Below are 21704 nucleotides of genomic sequence, written 5' to 3'. Positions count from 1 at the left end.
CCAGTCCGACCGGTTGCAGTCTGTGCGGGTTGAGCTTGCCGAAACCAGATCGAACCCTGCGGGTTGAGCCAGCCGAAACCAGTCCAACGGGTTGCAGTCTGTGCGGGTTGAGCCTGCCGAAACCCTACTGCCCGGTTTCGTCGAACCGACCCAGAACGAGCGAGCGGATGCCGCGGCATCCGCTCGCTCGAATCTCTCAGTACTGGCGGTCGGGCAGCGCCTCGATCGCCTGCTCCTGCGTGAAGGTCGTCTCTTCGGTGATGATGCGCTTCTCGGGCTCTTCACCGTCGTTGATCTGCTTCACGATGTCGACGAGCTGCGCCCCGAGGAGCGGCGAGCACTCGACGATGAAGTTGATCTTGCCGTCGGCGAGGGCCTGCATGCCGTCTTTCACCGCGTCGACCGTGACGATCTTGATGTCTTGCCCCGGAACGAGCCCGGCCGCCTCGATCGCCTCGATCGCACCGAGACCCATGTCGTCGTTGTGCGCGTAGATGAGGTCGACGCCCGGGTTGGACTTCAGCAGCGCCTCGGTGACCTGCTTGCCGCCGGCACGCGTGAAGTCACCGGTCTGGCTCGCGACGACCTCGAGGTTCGGGTTCTCGGCGATCACGTCGGCGAAGCCCTCGGCGCGGTCGATCGCCGGAGCGGCGCCCGTCGTGCCCTCGAGCTGGATGATCTCGACGGGCTCGGTCGCGTCGGCGTACTCCTCGAGCACCCAGGCGCCGGCCTTCTCGCCCTCTTCGATGAAGTCGGAGCCGAGGAAGGAGACGTAGAGCGAGTCGTCTTGCGAGTCGACCGCGCGGTCGGTCAGCACCACGGGGATGCCGGCGGCCTTCGCCTCGTTGAGCACTGCGTCCCATCCGGTCTCGACGACCGGGGAGAACGCGATGACATCGACCTGCTGCTGGATGTAGGAGCGGATCGCCTTGATCTGGTTCTCCTGCTTCTGCTGCGCGTCGGAGAACTTGAGCTCGATGCCGGCCTCTTCGAAGGCGGCCTGAATGTCTTTCGTGTTCGCCGTGCGCCAGCCCGACTCGGCGCCGACCTGGGCGAATCCGACGACGAGTTCGTCGAGCGCCTTGGGGCCTTCGGCGGAGCCCGTGCCGCCGTCGCCGCTCGCGCAACCGGCGAGGGCGAGAGCGAGTGATGCCGCTGCGGCGATGCCGATCAGCTTCTTCATCATGAACCTCCTTGTTCAGGGATCCGGCTCGGATGTGCTGCGAGCTCCTGGCGCCGGCCGACCAGATCGTTCTGGCCGTGCTAGGGATGTTAGCGCTCACTTGTGAGCGCTCACAAGTACGAGTTTCATAACGTCTTGGTCACGACGTTGCCATTGCTCTGGCTGGGATAGGCGCTCGAGAGGTCAACGAGCGCGTGCGCCGATGTGAGCGCTCATATCCGCGGCCCGCACGCGAGCCGATCCATCCCCGAACGGAGTGCCGGCGCGTAGGCTGGCGGCATGTCCGACCTCTCGCGCCACCTGCCGCTCAGCCAGCGGGCGCAGCAAGACGAGTCGGGTGTGTCCTCGCACTGGGATGCCGAACTCGCCGCCGTTCTCGGTTCCCTGGTCGACGGTCTCCGCACGCAGCCGCCTGAAGCGTGGCACGTCCCGACGCTCCGCCGCGGCTGGACGGTGCGGATGTCGGCCGCCTTCATCGTGCAACAGCTCACCACGCCCTTCACAGGCCGCATCACCGCTGCCGCCCTCGGCCTCGCCGAGCACGTCTTCAGCCGGAACGCCGCCGAGGCGGCCTCCGCCCTGAAGGCAGCCGATGCGACGAACCCCGAGGAGACGCTCGACGCCCTCGCCGCCGTCATCACCTCCGCCACGGCGGCCGCAGCGCTCGGCGTCGGCCATATGGGCATCCGCCAACTCGAGACGGCCGTCGTCGGCGGCCTCGACATCGCACTGCCACTCGGCATCGAACTCGCCCTCCCGGCATCGGCGACCGGCCCCGTCGCCCTGCGGCGAGCCCTGGCTGCGCCGGTGGAGATCAAGGCCGTCATCCGCGGCCACTCGCTGCGCGCCACGGATGCCGGTTGGAGCTTCGGTCGCGGACCCGAACTCGTTGACACGGCTGCCGGCCTGCTCCTGTTCCTCTTCGACCGCAGCGACGTGCCGCCGCATCCGCGCGGCGACCTGAGCACTGACAACGGCAGTGCGAGCGCCGACGGCGACGGGGCGACAGACGGGAACAGCAGCGCACCGCGCTGACCGTCGACTCAGACTCGCGCCGTACTGCTGCGCACCACGAGCTCGGGAAGTCGGGCGATGCGGTCGGGAGCATGCTCCTCATCTCCGAGCACGTCGAGTACATTCGCCATGATGTCGCGCCCGAGCCCCTCGAAGTCCTGCCGCATGGTGGTCAGCGGTGGGGCGAAGTGCGCGGCCTCCGGAATATCGTCGAAGCCGATCACGCTCACGTCTTCGGGCACGCGGATGCCCGCGTCACCGAACGCGTGCAGCACGCCGAGCGCCATCTGGTCGTTGCCGACGAATACCGCCGTGAATTCGCCGCCGTCGATCTCTCGGTTCGCGGCGAGCGCCTGCCCGGCACGATAGCCGGACTCCGACGTCCAGTCCCCCACCATCGGCTCCGACGCCGGAAGGTCGTAGTCCCGCAGCGCTGCGGCCCAGCCGCGCACGCGCTCGCCTGCGTCCATCGCATCGGGAAGCCCGGCGACGTGGCGGATGCGCCGATGCCCGAGGCCGATGAGGTGCTCCACTGCGACGCGGGCGCCGTCGTACTGGTCCATGGCCACCTGGTGCATGCCGTCGACCGGCTCCGAAGCCAACCCGACGAGCGGCACCTCGATCTCGATGCTGCGGGTGGCGGTGATCGCGGCCCGCTCACCCGAGATCAGCACGATCGCCGAGACGTTGTGGCGCACCATCATCGAGACAGCGGCACGCAACGAGGTCGCATCCACCTCACGCATCGCCACCTGGGTGACCGTGAACCCCGCCTCGCGGGCGGCCTCGTTGAAGCCGAGCGCTGCGTTCGACGGCCCGTAGTCCGGCCGGCCGGCCGTGATGAGGCCGATCGTCTGGGAACGGCGGGATGCCAGAGTGCGTGCGGCCGGCGATGGCGTGTACGACAGCTCGCCCATCGCCTGCTGCACTCGCGTGCGGGTCGAGGCCCTCACGCCAGGCAGGTCGTTGAGCACCCGCGAGACGGTCTGGTGCGAGACGCCCGCGAGCTTGGCGACGTCGAACATCGTGGCCGGCTGATCACGGCGCGCGGATGCCGCGGCGGAAGGCGCAGGCGCAGGCGCAGGTGCATCCGTCATCGCATCCCTCTCCCCCACCACGCGGGATCTACGCGCCGCCGGAGCGGCGCTTGTTGTACACGTCGAACGCGACGGCGAGCAGCAGCACGAGACCCTTGACCGCCTGCTGCCACTCGATGCCGATGCCCATGATCGACATGCCGTTGTTCAGCACGCCGATGATGAGACCACCGATGATCGCGCCGCCGATCGTGCCGACGCCACCCTGCACCGCTGCTCCACCGATGAAGGCGGCGGAGATGGCCTCGAGTTCGAAGCCGTCACCGGCCTTCGGGCCGGCGAGGTTGAGGCGGGCGGTGAAGATGAGACCGGCGAGTGCGGCGAGGAAGCCCATGTTGACGAACAGCCAGAAGTCCACGCGGCGGGTCTTGATGCCTGAGAGTTCGGCCGCGTGACGGTTGCCGCCGATGGCGTAGATGTGGCGGCCGAAGACCGAGCGGTTCATCACGACGCCGTAGACCATCACGAGCACCGCGAGGATGATGAGCGTCACCGGGATGCCCTTGTACGAGGCGAGGGCGTAGACGAAGAAACCGATGGCCAGCGAGACGAGCACGAGCTTCGTGACGAACCACACGATGGGCTCGACATCCTGGCCGTACTTCTGGCGTCCGCGGCGAGTGCGCGCCTGCTGCACGATGAGCGCGAGGATGGCGATGACGCCGATGCCGAGGGTGAAGATGTCGGGATCGGACTCGCCGAAGATGCCGTTGACGAAGCCGTTGCCGAGGGCACGGTACTCCGTCGGGAAGGAGCCGATGTTGGCGTTGCCGAGCACCACGAGCGCGAGACCACGGAAGATGAGCATGCCGGCCAGCGTCACGATGAACGCGGGTATGCCGACGTAAGCGATCCAGAATCCCTGCCAGACGCCGACGAGGGCACCGATTGCGAGAGAGAGGATGACGGCGAGCCACCACGGGAGGCCCCACGTCACGGCGAAGAGGCCGGAGCAGGCACCCACGAAGGCGGCGACCGATCCCACTGACAGGTCGATGTGACCGGCGATGATGACCATCACCATGCCGATCGCAAGAACCAGGATGTAGCCGTTCTGCACGATCAGGTTCGAGATGTTCTGCGGTCGCAGCAGGATGCCGTCGGTCAGGAAGGAGAACAGCACCACCACGATGATGAGGGCGATGAAGATGCCGTTCTTGCCGAGGTCCGACAGGATGTGACTCAGGCGGTCGGTGAATTTGTTCTCGACCGGATTGATGTTGCCGCCGACGGCCTCGGACTCCGTCTGGGTCGGCGTTGGGTCTGACATTTTGTCTCCTCTGAGGGGCTGGAAGGAAAGGCCGCGAGCGTCGGCGCTAGCGGGGCTTCTCCATGGTCATGAGCTTGAGAACCGATTCGGGGCTCGCTTCCTCGATGGGAAGCTCGCCCGTGATGCGTCCTTCGGAGAGGGCGTAGATGCGGTCGCAGATGCCGAGCAGCTCGGGCAGCTCGGAGGAGATCACGATGACGCCCTTGCCCGCTGCCGCGAGCCGGTTGATGATCGTGTAGATCTCGTACTTCGCGCCGACGTCGATGCCGCGAGTCGGCTCATCGAGGATGAGCACATCGGGGTCGGAGTAGATCCACTTCGACAGCACGACCTTCTGTTGGTTGCCGCCCGAGAGCTTGCCGGTCTTCACGAGCACGCTCGGCGCCTTGATGTTCATCGAGGTGCGGTACTCGTTGGCGACCTTGAACTCCTCGTTGTCGTGCACGAGGCCGAACTTCTCGAGTTTGCCGAGCGACGCCATCGAGATGTTGCGCTTGATGTCGTCGATGAGGTTGAGACCGAAGGTCTTGCGGTCCTCGGTGGCGTAGGCGATGCCGTTGCCGATCGCCTCCGACACGGTGCGCGTCTTGATCTCCTGGCCGCGCTTGAAGACCTTGCCCGAGATGCGCGATCCGTAGCTCTGGCCGAACAAGCTCATCGCGAACTCGGTGCGACCGGCGCCCATGAGGCCGGCGATGCCGACGATCTCGCCGGCGCGCACATTGATGCTCACGTTGTCGACCATCACGCGCGAGGTGTCCTGGGGGTGGTGCGCCGTCCAGTCCTCGACCCGCAGCAGCTCTTCGCCGATGTTCGGCGTGTGCTCGGGGTAGCGGTGCTCGAGGTCGCGGCCCACCATGTCTTTGATGATGCGCTCTTCCGAGACATCCGCCTTGGAGATGGTCTCGATCGTCTTGCCGTCGCGGATGACCGTGACCGTGTCGGCGATCTTCTTGATCTCGTTGAGCTTGTGGCTGATGATGATCGACGTGATGCCCTGCTCTTTGAGGTGCAGGATCAGGTCGAGCAGGTGATCGGAGTCCTCGTCGTTCAGCGCCGCGGTCGGCTCGTCGAGGATGAGCAGCTTCACGCGCTTCGAGAGCGCCTTGGCGATCTCCACCAACTGCTGCTTGCCGACCCCGATGTTCATGATCTTCGTCGTCGGGTTGTCGCGGAGGCCGACGCGGTGCAGCAGCGTCTGAGCTTCGTGGTTCGTCTTGTTCCAGTCGATGAGCCCGCCGCGACCCTTGACCTCGTTGTTGAGGAAGATGTTCTCGGCGATCGACAGGAAGGGACTGAGGGCGAGCTCCTGGTGGATGATGACGATGCCCTTGGCTTCGCTATCGGTGATCTCCTTGAACTCGACCACCTCGTCTTCGAAGACGATGTCTCCTTCATAGGTACCGTGGCCGTACACGCCCGAGAGCACCTTCATGAGGGTGGACTTGCCGGCGCCGTTCTCGCCGCAGATGGCGTGCACCTCGCCGCGCGCGACCTCGAGGGTCACGTCCGAGAGTGCCTTCACGCCGGGGAAAGTCTTCGTGATGCTGCGCATCTCGAGAATGTTCGTCATTGATTCTCCTGCTTCCTTGACGGATGCCTGGACTGCTCGGAGGCGTCCGCGTGCCGGGGCTTGGTGCGAGAGTACTCGCCACCGGGCCCCGGCACGCGACCGTCGATCAGCGCGTGATCGGGAAGACCGGGCGATCAGCCCGTGATGTCTTCTTCGGTCCAGTAGCCGCTGTCGACGAGGATCTCGTTGATGTTGTCCTTGACGACGATCTGCGACTCGAGCAGGTACGACGGAACGACCTTCTTGCCGTTGTCGTAGTCCTCGGTGTTGTTCACCTCGGGCTCTTCACCGTTGAGCAAGGCGGTCGCCATGTCCACGGCCACGACCGCGAGCTTGCGGGTGTCCTTGAAGATGGTGGCGTACTGCTCGCCGGAGTTGATGGCCTTGACCGAGTCGAGCTCGGCGTCCTGGCCGGAGATGATCGGCCACTCGGCGCCCACGGTGTAACCCGCGTCCGTCAGAGCCGAGATGATGCCACGCGACAGGCCGTCGTAGGGCGAGAGCACCGCGTTCACCTTGGAGCCGTCGGAGTAGCTCTTCGTGAGGATGTCCTCCATGCGGCTCTGGGCGACCTCGCCGTCCCAGCGCAGCGTCGCCGCCTGCTCGAAGTCGGTCTGGCCGCTCTTGACGACGAGCGTTCCGTCGTCGATGAGGGGCTGCAGGGTGTCGATCGCGCCGTCCCAGAAGAACGTGGCGTTGTTGTCATCCGGCGAACCGGCGAACAGCTCGATGTTGAACGGGCCGGCGGGAGCACCGTCGACCGGCTCGCCCTCGAGGTCCGTCAGGCCGAGGCCGCTGAGCAGCGAGGTGGCCTGCTGCACACCGACCTTGTAGTTGTCGAACGAGGCGTAGTAGTCGACGTTCTCGCTGTCGCGGATGAGGCGATCGTAGGCGATGATCGGGATGTCGGCGTCAGCCGCATCCTGCAGCACCTGCGTGAGGGTCGTGCCGTCGATCGAGGCGATGATCAGGGCCTCCGCGCCCTTGGTGATCATGTTCTCGATCTGCGAGACCTGCGTGGGGATGTCATCCTCCGCGTACTGGAGGTCGACCTTGAAGCCCTGCTCCTCGAGCTGCTCTTTGACGGCGTCGCCGTCCTGGATCCAGCGTTCGGAGCTCTTGGTGGGCATCGCGACGCCGATGAGGCCGCCGTCGCCGCCCCCGTCGCCCGCGTTGTCCCCGGATCCGCCGGAGCAGGCCGCGAGCGCGAGCATCGAGCCCGCTGCCAGCGTTGCGAGAAGAACCTTCTTGGTGGTCTTCACTGTGTTTCCTTTCACTGATGGACGTCGTTGTTCACCTGGGCGGTGTGCGGCTTCGATGTCGTCCATGAAGCATCGAATCCGCTGCCGACGGCCGAAGCGACCGTACGGCGGGTGTTCAGTTGTGTGAATCGGCTGTGCTTCGTCACAGTCCTTGCGCCAGGCGGTAGTACGCCTGGTTCCAACGCACCTCGCGCGCGAAATCGCGCTGGGTGGTGGTCTCATCGATCACGAGCAGCTCGGTGCGAGCGATCTCGGCGAAGTCACGGAACACGTCGACGCCCACAGCGGTCGACATGACGGTGTGGTGCGCGGCACCGGCGGTCAGCCAGCATGCGGCACTCGTGGCGAAGTCGGGCGCCGGCTTCCAGACGGCGCGCCCGACGGGCAGTTTCGGCAGATCGGGCGCCGACACGTTCTCGACCACGTTCGCCGTGAGGCGGAAGCGGTCGCGCATGTCGGAGAGCGCCACGACGACGGCCGGGCCGGGGTCGGCAGTGAAGACGAGGCGCACGGGGTCGTCCTTGCCGCCGATGCCGAGCTCGTGGATCTCGAGCGTCGGCTTCGACGTCGTCAGCGACGGGCTCACCTCGAGCATGTGCGCGCCGAGGATTCGCTCCTGCCCGGGCACGAGGTCGTAGGTGTAGTCCTCCATGAGACTCGCGCCGCCGGGCAGGCCTGCACCCATGACGTTCGCGATGCGCACGAGGATGGCCGTCTTCCAATCGCCCTCCGCGCCGAAGCCGTAGCCCTCGGCCATGAGACGCTGCACGGCGAGGCCTGGAAGCTGCTTGAGGGCGCCGAGGTCTTCGAAGCTCGTGGTGAAGGCCCCGAACCCACCCTCCTCGAGGAAGGAACGCAGTCCGATCTCGATGGCGGCGCCGTCGCGCAGACTCTGGTGGCGGTCGCCACCGGCACGCAGCTCGGGGACGACCTCGTAGAGCTCCTCGTATTCGGTCACGAGGGCGTCGATGGCCGTCTCGGATGCCGCGGCAACGGCATCCGCCAGTTCGTTGACGCCCCAGGTGTTGACCTGCACACCGAAGCGCAGCTCGGCCTCGGTCTTGTCGCCCTCGGTCACGGCGACGTAGCGCATGTTGTCGCCGAAGCGGGCGAGCTTGAGGGTGCGCGATGCCGCCCAACCGGCCGCTGCGCGCTGCCAGGTCTCCACCTGCTGCTGCACGGTGGGGTTCGACACGTGGCCGACGACCGTCTTGCGGGCGATGCCGAGGCGGGTCTGGATGTAGCCGAATTCGCGGTCGCCGTGAGCGGCCTGGTTGAGGTTCATGAAGTCGAAGTCGATCTCGCCCCATGGCAGCTCGACGTTGGCCTGGGTGTGCAGGTGCAGCAGCGGCTTCGCCAGTGCGTTGAGGCCGGCGATCCACATCTTGGCCGGGCTGAAGGTGTGCATCCAGGCGATGACACCGATGACGTTGTCGACTGCATTGACCTCGAGCGCGAGGCGGCGGATCGCATCCGAGTCGGTGAGTACGGGCTTCCAGACGACCTTCACCGGAACGCCCGTGCCGAGTTCGTCGGCGATCGCGCGCGACTGCTCGGCCACTTGGGCGAGCGTCTCCTCGCCGTAGAGGCCCTGGCTCCCGGTGAGGAACCAGACCTCGTACTCGTCGAGGGAGGTGGTGAGGGGCGAGCGGGTCATGTGTCGTCTTCCTGTGTCGGTTCGTTGGATTCGGATGCGCCGGGGTCAGAGTGCTTCGACGGCGGCGGCCTCGGCCGAGAGGCCCGCTCGGTAACGGTCGAGGAACACCGCGAAGCCGGCCACGTCCTCCGCGACGGGTGTCACGGTGTCGAACTCGGCCCGGGCGAAGACGCTCTCGGCGAGGTAGGCGCCGAGGTCGGCGTCGGGCGCAGCCGAGAGATATGAAGCGAGCACGGCGATCCCCCATGCACCGCCTTCCGAGGCGGTCTCGCCGACGGCGACCGGGGCGTCGAGTGCGCCGGCGAGCAACCGCTGGGCGACACCGGCGGTACGGAAGATGCCACCGTGAGCGAACAGCCGCTCGATGGCGACGTCTTCACCGGCGAGCACGCGCATGCCGAGGCTGAGGGTTCCGAAGACGCCGTACAGCTGCGCGCGCATGAAGTTGGCGAGCGTGAGCCGACTGTCGGGAGTGCGGACGACGAGGGGCCGGCCCTCCGTGAGCCCGGCGATCGGCTCCCCGGCCAAGTGGTTGTAGGCGAGCACCCCGCCGGCGTCGGCCTCGCCATCGAGCGCCTCCCGGAAGAGCACCTCGAAGACGGCGTCGGTGTGCGCTTCAGCCCCGGATGCCGCGGCGAATCGGGTGAACAGGCCGACCCAGGCCGCCAACTCGCTCGCGCCGTTGTTGCAGTGCACCATGGCGACGGGATCGCCTGCCGGAGTCGTGACCACGTCGAGTTCGTGGTGCGCGTGCTGGAGTGGTCGTTCCAGCACGACCATCGCGAAGATGCTCGTGCCTGCGCTGACATTGCCCGTCCGCGGCGCAACCGAACACGTCGCGACCATGCCAGTGCCGGCGTCGCCCTCAGGAGGGCACAGCGGCGCACCCGGCTGCAGGCTTCCCGAGGAGTCGAGGAGCGCCGCGCCCTCGGCAGTGAGCCGTCCGGCCTCGCGTCCGGCGACGAGTACCTCCGGCAGCAGCTCGGCCACGCGCATGCCGGGCGCCCGCTCGGCGACGAATTCGTCGAAGTTCGCGAGGAGCCGCTCATCGTAGTCGAGCGCCCCGGAATCGATCGGGAACATCCCGGATGCATCGCCGACGCCGATCGCCTTCCGGCCGGTGAGCCGCCAGTGCACGTATCCGGCGAGAGTGGTGAGGAAGCTGATCGCGGGAACGTGCGGCTCCTCGTCGATGATCGCCTGCTGCAGGTGGGCGATCGACCATCTCAGCGGAATGTTGAGCCCGAACCGCTCGCTCAGCTCGGCGGCCGCCGGCCCGGTCGACGTGTTGCGCCACGTACGAAACGGCACGAGCAGCTCGTCGTTCGAATCGAACGCGAGATAGCCGTGCATCATCGCCGAGATGCCGATGGCGCCGAAGGTCTGTGGCACCACGTCGTAACGGGCTCGCACGTCGGCGACGAGGTCTGCGTACGCCGCCTGCAAGCCCGACCAGACGTCTTCGAGCGAATAGGTCCAGACGCGGTCGACGAAGCGGTTCTCCCACTCGTGGCTCCCGATGGCGAGCACGACGGTCGGATCCTCGCCGACCAGGCACGCCTTGATGCGGGTCGAACCGAGCTCGATGCCGAGCGAGGTGCGTCCCTCGAGGATCGCCGCGGCCGCATCGGCACGGGCCCGCTGGTTCGTCGGCTCGGCCATCAGCGCGCATCCCCCGCCTGCGCGGCTGTGCCGGTCTGCCCGGCTGCGCCTTCTGGACGGGTATCCCCGGTCTGCCCGGCTGCGCCTTCTGGACGGGTATCCCCGGCCTGCCCGGCTGCGCCTGCTCGACGGGCATCCCCGGCCTGCCCGGCTGCGCCTTCTGGACGGGCATCCCCGGCCTGCCCGTACACGTTCTGATACCGGTCGTAGAGGCGGTCGATCGCGTCCTGCGGAATCGGGATGAGCGGCCCCGCCTCGCGGGCGAAGTGCACACTGCGCGCGACATCCTCGACCATGACGGCAGCCTTGACCGCGGCCTTCGCGTTCGCTCCGATGGTGAACGGACCGTGGTTCGCCATCAGCACGGCAGGAGAACGGTGCCCCGTGAGGGTCTCGACGATGCCGCGGCCGATCGAGTCGTCGCCGATGATCGCGAACGGGCCCACCGGGATCGGCCCGCCGAACTCGTCGGCCATCGCCGTGATGACGCACGGGATCTCTTCGCCGCGCGCCGCCCACGCGACGGCGAAGGTCGAGTGGGTGTGCACGACGCCGCCGACCTCTGGCATATGCCGGTACACGTACGCGTGCGCCGCTGTGTCGCTCGACGGGCTTCGGTCGGAGCCGGGCGTGCCCGGGATCACGTTGCCGTTCAGGTCGCAGAGGATCATGTTCTCGGGTGCGAGCTCGTCGTACGAGACGCCAGAGGGCTTGATCACGAAGAGGTCGGCGCCCGGCACCCGGCCCGAGACGTTGCCGCCCGTCCAGACGACGAGTCCGTAGCGGGTCAATTCGCCGTGCAGCGCGGAGACATCGTCGCGAATCCGCGTAATCGCGGCCTGGACCTCGCGCGCGAACTCGGGCGCCGTGCCGCTCATAGAGACTCCTTCGTCGATTGCGTTAGCGCTAACGAAGCCCTATGTTAGCGCTCACGACGACCGCTGCAAAACCTCGGCTCACGCTGCCCGATTCCGACTCAGGCGGGCGGATGCCGCGGCATCCGCCCGCCCTGCCGTGCACAATTCCGGACCACGGATGCCTCGCCCGGCGAGTCGTGACCCGTTGACGGCGTGTCGGCACGCCTGCTCCGGAGTTGTGCACGGTCGCTCCGGGCCCGCGTCAAGACGAACCGCCACCACGCAGCATCCGCACCCACCACAGCACCCGCCACCACGCAACATCACCACACAGCACCCGCCACCACGCAGCATCCGCACCCACCACAGCACCCACCACCACGCAGCATCCGCACCCACCACCACGCAGCATCCGTGACACGAAGCACCCGTGGCACGACGAAGGCCCCCGCTCCCGAAGGGGCGAGGGCCGACGTGCGTGGGGTGACTAGCCCGCCGCGTTCACGATCTCGAGGAGGTTCGGGTTGTTGGCGTATGCCTCAGCCGCGTTCTCCTTCGTCACGATGACCGGCGCGAGCAGGAAGGCGGGAACGATCTTCTCGCCGTTGTCGTACTGCTCGGTGTCGTTGACCTCGACCTCTTCGCCCTTCTGGAGCTGCTGGATCATCTTGATCGTCTGCTCCACGAGGAGGGTCGTGTCCTTGTTGATGGTCGAGAACTGCTCCCCGGCCATGATCGACTTGACCGACTCGACCTCGGAGTCCTGACCGGTGACCGTGATGGTCGCGATGTCCTTGCCGGCCTGATTCACCGACGTGATGATCGCGCGAGCGAGCGTGTCGTTCGGCGAGAGCACACCGTCGATGGCGGCGGTCCCGTACGTCGAGGTCAGGATCGAGTCCATGCGGCTCTGGGCGTTCTCGGCTTCCCAGCCCTGCGTCGCCGTCTGGGCGATGTCGGTCTGGCCCGAGGCGACGACGAGGGTGCCGTCGTCGATCTTCGGCTGGAGAACCTCCATGGCGCCGTTGAAGAACACGGCGGCGTTGGCGTCGTCGGGCGAGCCCGAGAACAGTTCGATGTTCCACGGAGCCCCGTGGCCCGAACGCTGCTCGAGACCGTCGAGGAGCGCCTCGCCCTGCAGCTGGCCGACCTTGAAGTTGTCGAACGCGACGTAGTAGTCGACGTTCGGCGTGTTCTCGATCAGACGGTCATAGGCGATGATCGTGACGCCGGCGTCGGCAGCCTGCTGCAGCTGCGTTCCGAGCTGCTTGCCGTCCTTCGCACCGATGACGATGACCTTCGCACCGTTGGTGACCATGGCCGAGATCTGGTTCTGCTGCTCGGCGACGGTGTTCGAGGCGGGCGCGTACTGCACGTCGCCCTTGAAGCCGGCCTCTTTCAGTCCGTCTTCGAACAGGCCGCCGGCCAGTACCCAGTTCTCCGACGTCTTGTCGGGCAGTGCGACACCGATCGTCGAATCGGCTGCGAAACCGGCAGCGTCGGACGCTTCGCCCGTGTCGCCGCCACGGTCGCCACCCGCGCAACCCGCGAGGGCGAGTGCAGCGACCGCAGCGAGGGCGGTAGCCGCAAGAGTGATTTTCTTCATTGATCATTCACTTTCTGATTGGGATTGTCGGACTTCTCTTGGACGGTGACGAATGAGCGGATGCCGCGGCGGTGACCTCAGCGCCGTGAAAGGTCCTCGGGCCGCGACGACACGTTGGACGGCCCTGTCGGGGCGACCGTCGGCGCCTCGTCCGGTGCCTGCGTCTCGAGCCGCGCCTTGCGCCGCGTCGACCAGATGCCGAGGATCGACGGGCGGCCCTGACGCTTGCTCCACACGTCGACCGCGACGGCGAGGAGGAGCACGAGCCCCTTGATGATCTGCACGACGTCGGCACCGGCACCGATGAGTTGCAGGCCGTTGTTGAGGAACGCCATCACGAGACCACCGACGATCGAGCCGATCACGGTGCCGATGCCGCCCGAGACGGCCGCGCCGCCGATGAAGACCGCGGCGATCGCGTCGAGCTCCCAACCGTTGCCGTCTTGCGGGCCCGAGGCCGTCGAACGGGCGACGAAGATCATGCCCGCGAGCGCGGCGAGCACCGACATGTTCATCATGACGAAGAAGTCGACGCGTCGGTCCTTGACACCCGAGAGCGTCGCGGCGAGGCGATTGCCGCCGACCGCGTAGATGTGACGGCCGAAGATCGTGTTGCGGGTGATGAAGGAGTACAGGATGACGAGCACCACGAGGATGATGCCCGAGATCGGGAAGCTCGTGCCGGGGCGTCCCGTGGCGAACAGCCACGCCGCCCAGAGCAGCACGCCGGCGAGCACGATGACCTTCACGACGCTCACCCAGACCGGCGCCGAATCGGAGCCCAGCTTCTTCTGCACCCGGCGCATGTGGATCTCGTTCCAGACGATCCAGCCGGCACCGATGACGCCGAGCAGCATCGTCAGCACGTTGAAGTTCAGGGGCAGCGCGAGCTCGGGCAGGTAGCCGGCACCGATCTGGCCGAACTCCGGCGGCACCGGCGTCGTCGTCGACTGCCCGATGAACTGGTTGCCGCCACGGAAGATGAGCATGCCGGCCAGGGTCACGATGAATGCCGGCACGCCGACGAACGCCACCCAGAATCCCTGCCAGGCGCCGATCGCCGCCCCGACGGCGATGCCGAGCAGAATCGCGAGCGGCCACGGGAAGTTCCACTCCGCCATCGACTTCGCCACGATGATGCCCGTGAAGGCGGCGACCGACCCGACCGAGAGATCGATGTGGCCCATGATGATGACCATCACCATGCCGATCGCGAGGATCAGGATGTAGGAGTACTGGTTGACGACGTTGATGAGGTTCGTCGGCGAGAGCGTCAGACCGCCCGTCCAGATCTGGAAGATCACGATGATGAGGATGAGGCTGCCGAGGATGCCGAACTGGCGGAGGCTCGACTGGCCGCCTCCGAAGATCTTGCGGATGTCGGAGAACCCGCCCTTCTTCTGGGCGGTCGGGTCGTTCGCCGTCGTGCTCATGCGTTCGCCTTCTTCTTCGTCGAGGTCATGCTGCGCATGAGCGCCTCGGGGTTGGCTTCGGATGCGGGGATATTGTCGGTGATCTGACCTTCGAACACCGTGTAGATGCGGTCGGCGATGCCGAGCAGTTCGGGCAGCTCGCTCGAGATGAGGATCACGCCCTTGCCTTGCGCGGCGAGCGCCTGGATGATCGTGTAGATCTCGTACTTGGCGCCGACGTCGATGCCGCGCGTCGGTTCATCGAGGATCAGCAGGTCGGGGTCGGTGAACATCCATTTCGCGAGCACGACCTTCTGCTGGTTGCCGCCCGAGAGCTTCGAGACACCCACATCGACGCTCGGCGTCTTGATGCGCAACTGCTTGCGGTAGTCCTCGGCGATGCCGAACTCCTGCGACTCGTCGATCACGCCTCGCTTGGCGATCTTCGAGAGCTTCGCGGCGACGATCGAGCGCTTGACCGTGTCGAGCAGGTTCAGCCCGAGCTGCTTGCGGTCTTCGCTGACGTAAGCGAGGCCGTGGTTGATCGCCGACTCGACGTCTTTCAGCACGATCTCCTTGCCGTCTTTCACGATCGTGCCCGAGAGGTAGTTGCCGTAGGAGCGGCCGAAGATGCTCATCGCGAGTTCGGTGCGACCGGCACCCATGAGCCCCGCGAGCCCGACGATCTCGCCGCGGCGTACGTTCAGGTTCGATCCCTTGGCGACGAGCCGCTCGGGCACCTGCGGGTGCTGGATCGTCCAGTCCTTGACCTCGAAGAACACCTCGCCGATGTGCGGCGTGCGGTCGGGGAAGCGGCTTTCGAGCGAGCGGCCGACCATGCCGCGGATGATGCGGTCTTCGTCGACCCCGCCGGAACTGACGTCGAGAGTCTCGATCGCGTGGCCATCGCGAATGATCGTGATCTCGTCGGCGACCTCTTCGATCTCGTTGAGCTTGTGCGAGATCATGATCGAGGTGATGCCCTTGCCCTTGAGGCCGCGGATCAGGTCGAGCAGGTGCTGCGAGTCGTCTTCGTTGAGGGCGGCGGTGGGCTCGTCGAGGATCAGGAGCTTCACGTCTTTCGCGAGCGCCTTGGCGATCTCGACGAGTTGCTGCTTGCCGACGCCGAGGTGCTTGATCTGCGTGTCCGGGTCTTCGGCGAGGCCGACGCGCGCGAGCAGGTCGATGGCCCGCACCTTCGCGGCGCGCCAGTCGATGCGACCGCCGTGGTTGATCTCGTTGCCGAGGAAGATGTTCTCGGTGATCGACAGCTCGGGTATGAGCGCGAGCTCCTGGTGGATGATCGCGATGCCGGCCTGTTCGCTCTGGCGGATGTCCTTGAACTGCACCTCCTCGCCGCGGAAGATGATCTGGCCGGTGTAGGTGCCGTGCGGGTAGACCCCGGAGAGCACCTTCATGAGGGTGGACTTGCCGGCGCCGTTCTCACCGCAGATCGCGTGGATCTCGGCGGGCATCACCGTGAGCGAGACATCCGCAAGCGCCTTGACGCCCGGGAACTCCTTGGTGATGGAGCGCATCTCGAGAATGGGCTGCGGGCTCATCGGGCGTCTCCTGTGGCGGGTCGACGACGTGCGGACCGGCCCGCGGGCATGGCTTCGACCGATCCACGCTCGCGGGGTTCCGCAAGGGGCGTCGTCGGCGACTCGTTCACGTGCGACCTCGATGTCATTCGTTCGGGGCGGTATCTGCGTGCGATCACGTGTGACCGTTCACATCGATCCCTATGGTGCATCTGAGATTCCTCCCTGTCAAGCCGAGCCAGTCACGCTTGCATAACGAGGGCGCCGACCGGATGCCTCCGCCGTCGACCCTCGCGCGACGAGCCTCGGTACGATCTCCTCGACCTCGGCCACCTCGCGCCCGTGCACCTGGTTCAGGAGCAGCGCCACGGCGCGGCGCCCGATCTCGTGAAAGTCCTGGTGCACCGTCGTGAGCGGCGGCCACACGTGCTGGGCCACCGGAATATCGTCGAAGCCGACCACGCTGACCTCCCCCGGCACGTCGAGGCCGACATCGCGGAACGCGTGCATGAGGCCGATCGCCATCACATCGTTCGCCGCGAACACCGCGGTGAAGTCGAGGTGCCGGCTGAGCTCGCGGCCGGCGAAGTAGCCGAAGTCGGCGCTCCAATCACCGAGGATCGGCGGGTGCAGCGTGAGGTCGGCATCGTCGATCGCGTCGAGGAAGCCACGCATGCGGGCCTCGGCTTCGATCCAGTCCTGCGGACCGGCCAGGTGCACGATCTCGCGGTGTCCGAGGCTCACGAGGTGCTGCGTGGCGCGGCGCGCACCCGTGACCTGGTCGACCGAGAGAGCGAGATGATCGCTGCGCCCGGTGGATTGGAGGCTCACGAACGGCACCCCGATGGGCGAGGTGGCGAGCACGTCGAAGACTCGCACCTGCGGGGCGATGACGACGAGCCCCTCGATCGCCTGCAGCATGAGGTGCTCGAGCGCGTCGGCGATGCCCTCGGGCGTGGCCTCGGTGAGATTCGCGGTGTTCACGTAGTAGCCGTGCTCGCGCGCCGCGTCTTCGATCGCCGCGATGCTCGTCGCCGGACCATACTCGCTGCTCCGGGCTGCGAGCACGCCGATCGTGTGCGAGCGGCTCGTGACGAGCGCCCGCGCAGCGCGATTCGGCCGGTACTGCAGCGTCTCCATCGCGGCCAGCACGCGCTCTTTGGTCTCGGGCCGGATGCTCGGGTGGTCGTTCAGCACCCGGGAGACGGTCTGATGCGACACCTCGGCGAGGCGCGCCACATCGCGAATGCTGGGCGCCCGCCCTTTGGGAGTCTCAGGAATCACAACCAAACCGTTCACCTCAATGTGCACGTTCACATCGGCGGCGGTTCCATTATGCACGCGCGCGCCGGTTCCCGCGCATTGCGGATCGTGTGACAGTCACATGGGGGTGTCACGGCGACCCGAGGTCACGTCATACGCGCTGCGACGGCGTTCGATCCGAGCTCGCACGGTCATCAATCAGGTGGTCGAGCAGTCGGTCGGCCACCGCGAAGGCCTCCCGCGGTGCTAGGCGGCCGGCCACGACCGATTGGGTGAGGCCTGCGACGGATGCGAGCACGAGCTCCGCGTCCCGGGCGGTGTCCTGTTCATTCCGTGACTCCGGAGCGGTGTCCCGGGAGTTCGGAGCGGTGTCCGGGGAGTTCGGAGCGGTGTCCGGGGAGTTCGCTCGGTCGAGCTGCACAGCGATCACGTCCACGAGCATCGCCGGGGCAGGGAGGAGCGCCTCCTTGTCGATGCCGGTACGGGTCAGCGCCGCCGCGTGGAAGGCGGTCAGGACGACAGCGTCGGAGTGCCGCGACGCATCGAGGGGGAGGAGCGCGGCGACGATGCCGCGCAGCAGATCGCGTGGGGACGCCGGCGCCGCTGTCCCTGGCGCCGTTCCACTGAATCGCGCCGCCGACGCATCGAGCACTGCACGGTGGGTCGCAACCAGGAGTCCTTCTTTATTGCCGAAGTAGTACTGGACCAGTCGCACCGAGACGCCCGCCTCGGCCGCGGTGGCTTGGAAGGTCACACCATCGAGACCGTCACGCACGACGACCCGGCGCGCCGCGTCGGTGATCTGCGCTCTGCGCTCTGCATGGTCGACCCGCCGTGGCACGAATCCGGCTCCTCTCGTCGCGGACTACATCTCACCGCCGGTGGTTGATGATATCCATGTACCATCATTATGGTACGCACATACCATCAAGATTGGAGATCTCGATGACCACCGCCACCGCCACCGCCATCGGCAGCTTCACCAGCGACAGCGCGCGCGAGACGTACGAACGGGCATACGAGGCCGTCGAAGCCCAGTGGCCCCTGCCGTCGACCGACCTCATGGTCGAGACCGAGTTCGGACCCACCCACATCCGCAGGTCAGGTGCGGGAGAACGTACTCCGCTGGTGCTCCTGCATGGGCTCAACGGCAGCGGCCTGAGCTGGCACGGCGTCGTCGCACGTCTGGCTGCCGAACGGGTCGTCTACGCACCCGACGTCGTGGGCACGGCGGGCAAGAGCGTGCAGACCGCACCACTGTCCCGACCGTCGGATTACGCCGCCTGGGGCGAACAACTGCTGGCCGGACTCGGGGTCGAACGTGTGCATCTTCTCGGCTACTCGGAAGGTGCCTGGTTCGCGGCCCTCGTGGCGGGCCGGGCCCAGAACCGATTGGCGAGCCTCACGCTGGGCGAGGGCATCACCACTCTGGTCAAGCCCTCGCAGGCCGTGCTCGTGCGCATGATCGCCGCCGCCATGTGGCCGACGAAGCGGAGTTTCGCCCGTCTCGACGCATGGCTGGCTCCCGGCGTGTCCATGACCGAGGAGGACCGCGCACTTGCCAGGGCTGCGATGCGCTACCGCAGGCGGACCCCCTGGCCGAGCCCATTGAGCGACACGGAATTGGCGGCGATCACCGCCCCGACACTCGCTGTGTTCGGTGCAGAGACGCGGCTCGGCGATCCGGCCGCAGCCGCACGTCGCGTGAGTGACCAGGTGGCCGACGTCGAGATCGAGATGGTCCCCGGAGGCGGGCACAGCGTGTTGTGGCAGATGCCCGACCATGTCATTCCGGCCGTTCAACGATTCCTGCGACGGCACGACGCAAGCTGAGAGCGGCACATCTCGACCGCAGGTTCAGCCTCGACCGGCGGCCGGCGCCGAACACCGGCGGCCCCGGGGCATCCGACGATCACTCGCCGACGGATGCCCCGCCGCGGGGCTTCACGCGCGACGCGAGCACCACCGCCACAAGCGCGATCACGACGGTCACGGCGAACTCGGCCGTGAACGCCCCGCCCACGACCGCGCTCGCAACGAGGGCGGTGACGGCGAGGGCGACGGATGCCCCGAGCGACTCGCCGATCGACAGCGCCGCGCTGTTGAACCCCTGCGCCGAGACCGGCGAGAGCTTCAACACCGCCACCGAGAATCGTGGATACATGAAGCCCATGGCGCCGCCCGCGAAGGTCCACGCGACGAATGCGATCGCGGGCGTCAGGGTGAATGCCGCGACGAGCAGCACGATCGCCAGCGACACCGTGAGCAGCGCGGCACCGATCTGTACCGCCTGCGTGTTCGACACACGGTCGCCGAGTCGGCCCTGCAGCCACGACGCGGCAGCCCAGCTGACGCCCGCGCCGGTGAGCACCGCCCCGGCGAGGCTGGGTGAGAAGTCGTATCGCTCGATGAAGAGGTACGGCAGATAGATCTCGGAGCCGAAGAACGCACCGGCGACGATGAGCCGGAGCAGCACAGTCGCCGGCATGCCGCGCGCGGCACGCAACGTGCCGGCGGGCAGCAGCGGCCGTACGGCCACGGCGACGAGCACGATGGCAACGACGGCGATGACCCAGCGCCACGGCTCCCCGACCTCCTTCGAGAGCGACAGGGCGAGCGCGGCTGCGGCGGTGAGCACCGCCCAGCCAACGCGTCCGAGGCTCCAGCGCACCGACGTGTCACCCTGCACCTGGTCGCGCACACGGAGCATCGGCCGCAGCATCATCGCGGCTGCCGGCACGATCAGCACGATCACGCCGAGAAACACCCAGTGCCAGCTGGTGGCTTCCGCGACGACGCCGGCGAGCGCCGGCCCCACGATCGACGGAATGACCCACGCTGCAGCGAAACCCGCGAAGACCCGCGCCCGCAGCTCCTCGGGGTAGACCCGACCGACGATGACGTAGAGGGGCACGATGACGGCGGCGCCAGCGAGTCCGTGCACGAAGCGCCCGACGACGAACACTTCCATGTTCACAGCGGTGCCCGCGATCACGAGGCCGAGCACGAACAGCACGGCCGCGGTGACGAGCGACGGGATCGGCCCCGACCGGTCGGTCCAGTTGCCCGCGAGCACCATGCCGATGATGCCGGCAGCGAGCGGCACTGCGAACGCGAGCGCGAAGAGCGACTCGCCGTCGAGCTGCTCGGCGACGAGCGGCATGATGGTCGTGACCGCCATCGCCTCGAACGCCGCGAGGAAGATCAGCGAGAACATGCCGATCGAGAGCCAGCGGTACGGCATCGCCAGCGGACCGCCGGCAGGCACCGGCGATACTGCAGCGGCGGATGCCTCGGCTGATGCGCCCCGCGAGGTCTCGGCATCGTCGGTCGAGGTCGGTGTTGACGTCTCAGCGGTCGGTGTTGGCGTCTCAGCGGTCGGTTCGGTCACTCTGTCGAGCCTACGACTTCAAGCGGGCTTGAACTCAAGCCGAGAGGCGCGGCGACCTCAGAGCTCTTCGTGCGTGTCGGGGTCTGCGCCCCAGATGCGCCCGCGAGAGAGCGACGAGATGGCGTCGACCTCTTCGGTCGTGAGCGTGAACCCGAAGACATCGAGGTTCTCACGTCGGCGCGCGGCATCCGACGATTTCGGAATCGGTACCGACTCGAGTTCGACGTGCCAGCGCAGCACCGTCTGCGCCGGCGAGACGCCATGCGCTCTGGCGATCGCCGTGACGACCGGCTCCTCGAGGAGTTCGGTGCGGCGAGCGAGCGGGCTCCAGCTCTCGGTGCGGATCTCGTGCTCGTCGTGGAAGGCGCGCAACTCCCGCTGGGGGAAGTAGGGGTGCAGTTCGACCTGATTGACGACCGGCACGACACCCGTCTCGTCGATGAGGCGGCTGAGTTGCGCCGGCGTGAAGTTCGAAACGCCGATCGCGCGCACGAGGCCCTTCTCGCGCAGCGAGATCATCGCTCGCCAGCTGTCGACGTACTTGTCGATGCGCGGCAGCGGCCAGTGAATGAGGTACAGGTCGACCCAGTCGAGGTCGAGGCGGGAACGCGACTGCTCGAAGCTCGCGATGGTCTCGTCGAACCCGTGATGACGGCCCGGAAGCTTCGTCGTGATCTCGAGGTCGCTGCGATCGACGTCGGTGCGGCGGATCGCCTCGCCCACGGCCTCTTCATTGCCGTAGTTGAATGCCGTGTCGATGAGGCGATAGCCATCGGCGATGGCCCCGGTTATCGCGTCGATGCCCGCTTGATCGTTGAGACCGTAGGTGCCGAGCCCGAGTGCCGGGATGGTGTTGCCGTCGCGGAGGGAATACTCGGGTGCGATCATCTGTCCATCCTCACGCACTCGAGGGGCG

16 protein-coding genes and 1 pseudogene are annotated in these 21704 nt (G+C 67.0%); 2 read left to right on the top strand and 15 right to left on the bottom strand.

Annotation, left to right across the window (positions count from 1 at the left end; translation table 11 throughout):
- Positions 1-196: 196 nt before the first annotated feature.
- The gene (locus tag AC1C2T_RS07095) at positions 197-1186 is read right to left on the bottom strand and encodes an ABC transporter substrate-binding protein (protein WP_495384750.1); all 990 of its coding nucleotides are present in this window, start codon (positions 1184-1186) and stop codon (positions 197-199) included.
- A gap of 276 nt (positions 1187-1462) precedes the next feature.
- Between AC1C2T_RS07095 and AC1C2T_RS07090 the strand changes: the two genes are divergently transcribed.
- Positions 1463-2218, top strand: a complete 756-nt coding sequence (locus AC1C2T_RS07090; protein WP_495360961.1) for a hypothetical protein — start codon at positions 1463-1465, stop codon at positions 2216-2218.
- Positions 2219-2226: 8 nt separating this feature from the next.
- On the opposite strand, the gene AC1C2T_RS07085 is transcribed toward AC1C2T_RS07090, so the two are convergent.
- The 12 genes and pseudogenes from AC1C2T_RS07085 to AC1C2T_RS07030 form a co-directional block, all read right to left on the bottom strand.
- Positions 2227-3294 carry a LacI family DNA-binding transcriptional regulator gene (locus tag AC1C2T_RS07085; RefSeq protein WP_495384749.1) on the bottom strand — a complete coding sequence of 356 codons (1068 nt, stop codon included), beginning with the start codon at positions 3292-3294 and terminating at the stop codon, positions 2227-2229.
- A gap of 28 nt (positions 3295-3322) precedes the next feature.
- Positions 3323-4564, bottom strand: a complete 1242-nt coding sequence (gene mmsB / locus AC1C2T_RS07080) for a multiple monosaccharide ABC transporter permease (protein ID WP_495384748.1) — start codon at positions 4562-4564, stop codon at positions 3323-3325.
- Between the two features lie 46 nt (positions 4565-4610).
- Positions 4611-6137 carry a multiple monosaccharide ABC transporter ATP-binding protein gene (gene mmsA, locus AC1C2T_RS07075; protein ID WP_495351399.1) on the bottom strand — a complete coding sequence of 509 codons (1527 nt, stop codon included), beginning with the start codon at positions 6135-6137 and terminating at the stop codon, positions 4611-4613.
- Positions 6138-6271: 134 nt separating this feature from the next.
- Positions 6272-7351 carry a multiple monosaccharide ABC transporter substrate-binding protein gene (chvE, locus tag AC1C2T_RS07070; RefSeq protein ID WP_495385403.1) on the bottom strand — a complete coding sequence of 360 codons (1080 nt, stop codon included), beginning with the start codon at positions 7349-7351 and terminating at the stop codon, positions 6272-6274.
- 190 nt (positions 7352-7541) lie between these two features.
- Positions 7542-9056 carry an L-arabinose isomerase gene (araA, locus tag AC1C2T_RS07065; RefSeq protein ID WP_495384747.1) on the bottom strand — a complete coding sequence of 505 codons (1515 nt, stop codon included), beginning with the start codon at positions 9054-9056 and terminating at the stop codon, positions 7542-7544.
- Positions 9057-9101: 45 nt separating this feature from the next.
- Positions 9102-10718, bottom strand: a complete 1617-nt coding sequence (locus AC1C2T_RS07060) for a xylulokinase (protein ID WP_495384746.1) — start codon at positions 10716-10718, stop codon at positions 9102-9104.
- A gap of 164 nt (positions 10719-10882) precedes the next feature.
- Positions 10883-11596 (bottom strand): annotated as a pseudogene (locus tag AC1C2T_RS07055) (L-ribulose-5-phosphate 4-epimerase); the annotation flags it as partial.
- Between the two features lie 466 nt (positions 11597-12062).
- Positions 12063-13181 carry a substrate-binding domain-containing protein gene (locus tag AC1C2T_RS07050; protein ID WP_495384745.1) on the bottom strand — a complete coding sequence of 373 codons (1119 nt, stop codon included), beginning with the start codon at positions 13179-13181 and terminating at the stop codon, positions 12063-12065.
- Positions 13182-13258: 77 nt separating this feature from the next.
- Positions 13259-14614, bottom strand: a complete 1356-nt coding sequence (gene mmsB, locus AC1C2T_RS07045) for a multiple monosaccharide ABC transporter permease (protein WP_495360968.1) — start codon at positions 14612-14614, stop codon at positions 13259-13261.
- Positions 14611-16155, bottom strand: coding sequence for a multiple monosaccharide ABC transporter ATP-binding protein (gene mmsA, locus AC1C2T_RS07040; RefSeq protein ID WP_495360969.1), 1545 nt, complete (start codon positions 16153-16155; stop codon positions 14611-14613). Before mmsA (AC1C2T_RS07040) ends, mmsB (AC1C2T_RS07045) begins: the two co-directional genes overlap by 4 nt.
- A gap of 207 nt (positions 16156-16362) precedes the next feature.
- Positions 16363-17451 (bottom strand): LacI family DNA-binding transcriptional regulator, encoded by a 1089-nt coding sequence (locus tag AC1C2T_RS07035; protein WP_495384744.1) that lies wholly within the window; start codon positions 17449-17451, stop codon positions 16363-16365.
- Positions 17452-17548: 97 nt separating this feature from the next.
- Complete coding sequence (locus AC1C2T_RS07030; RefSeq protein WP_495384743.1) at positions 17549-18238, bottom strand: TetR/AcrR family transcriptional regulator; 690 nt, start codon at positions 18236-18238, stop codon at positions 17549-17551.
- Positions 18239-18342: 104 nt separating this feature from the next.
- Between AC1C2T_RS07030 and AC1C2T_RS07025 the strand changes: the two genes are divergently transcribed.
- Positions 18343-19230, top strand: coding sequence for an alpha/beta fold hydrolase (locus tag AC1C2T_RS07025; protein WP_495384742.1), 888 nt, complete (start codon positions 18343-18345; stop codon positions 19228-19230).
- Positions 19231-19309: 79 nt separating this feature from the next.
- Here AC1C2T_RS07025 and AC1C2T_RS07020 read toward each other — a convergent pair whose 3' ends face one another.
- Both AC1C2T_RS07020 and AC1C2T_RS07015 read right to left on the bottom strand, forming a co-directional pair.
- Complete coding sequence (locus AC1C2T_RS07020; protein WP_495384741.1) at positions 19310-20788, bottom strand: MFS transporter; 1479 nt, start codon at positions 20786-20788, stop codon at positions 19310-19312.
- A 57-nt stretch (positions 20789-20845) separates the two neighbouring features.
- Entirely contained in the window at positions 20846-21676 is an 831-nt protein-coding gene (locus tag AC1C2T_RS07015; protein WP_495384740.1) for an aldo/keto reductase, read from the bottom strand.
- Positions 21677-21704: the final 28 nt, after the last annotated feature.

The sequence above is a fragment of the Agromyces sp. Y558 genome (assembly GCF_059445415.1).
This window is presented reverse-complemented; position numbering and strand designations above follow the sequence as displayed.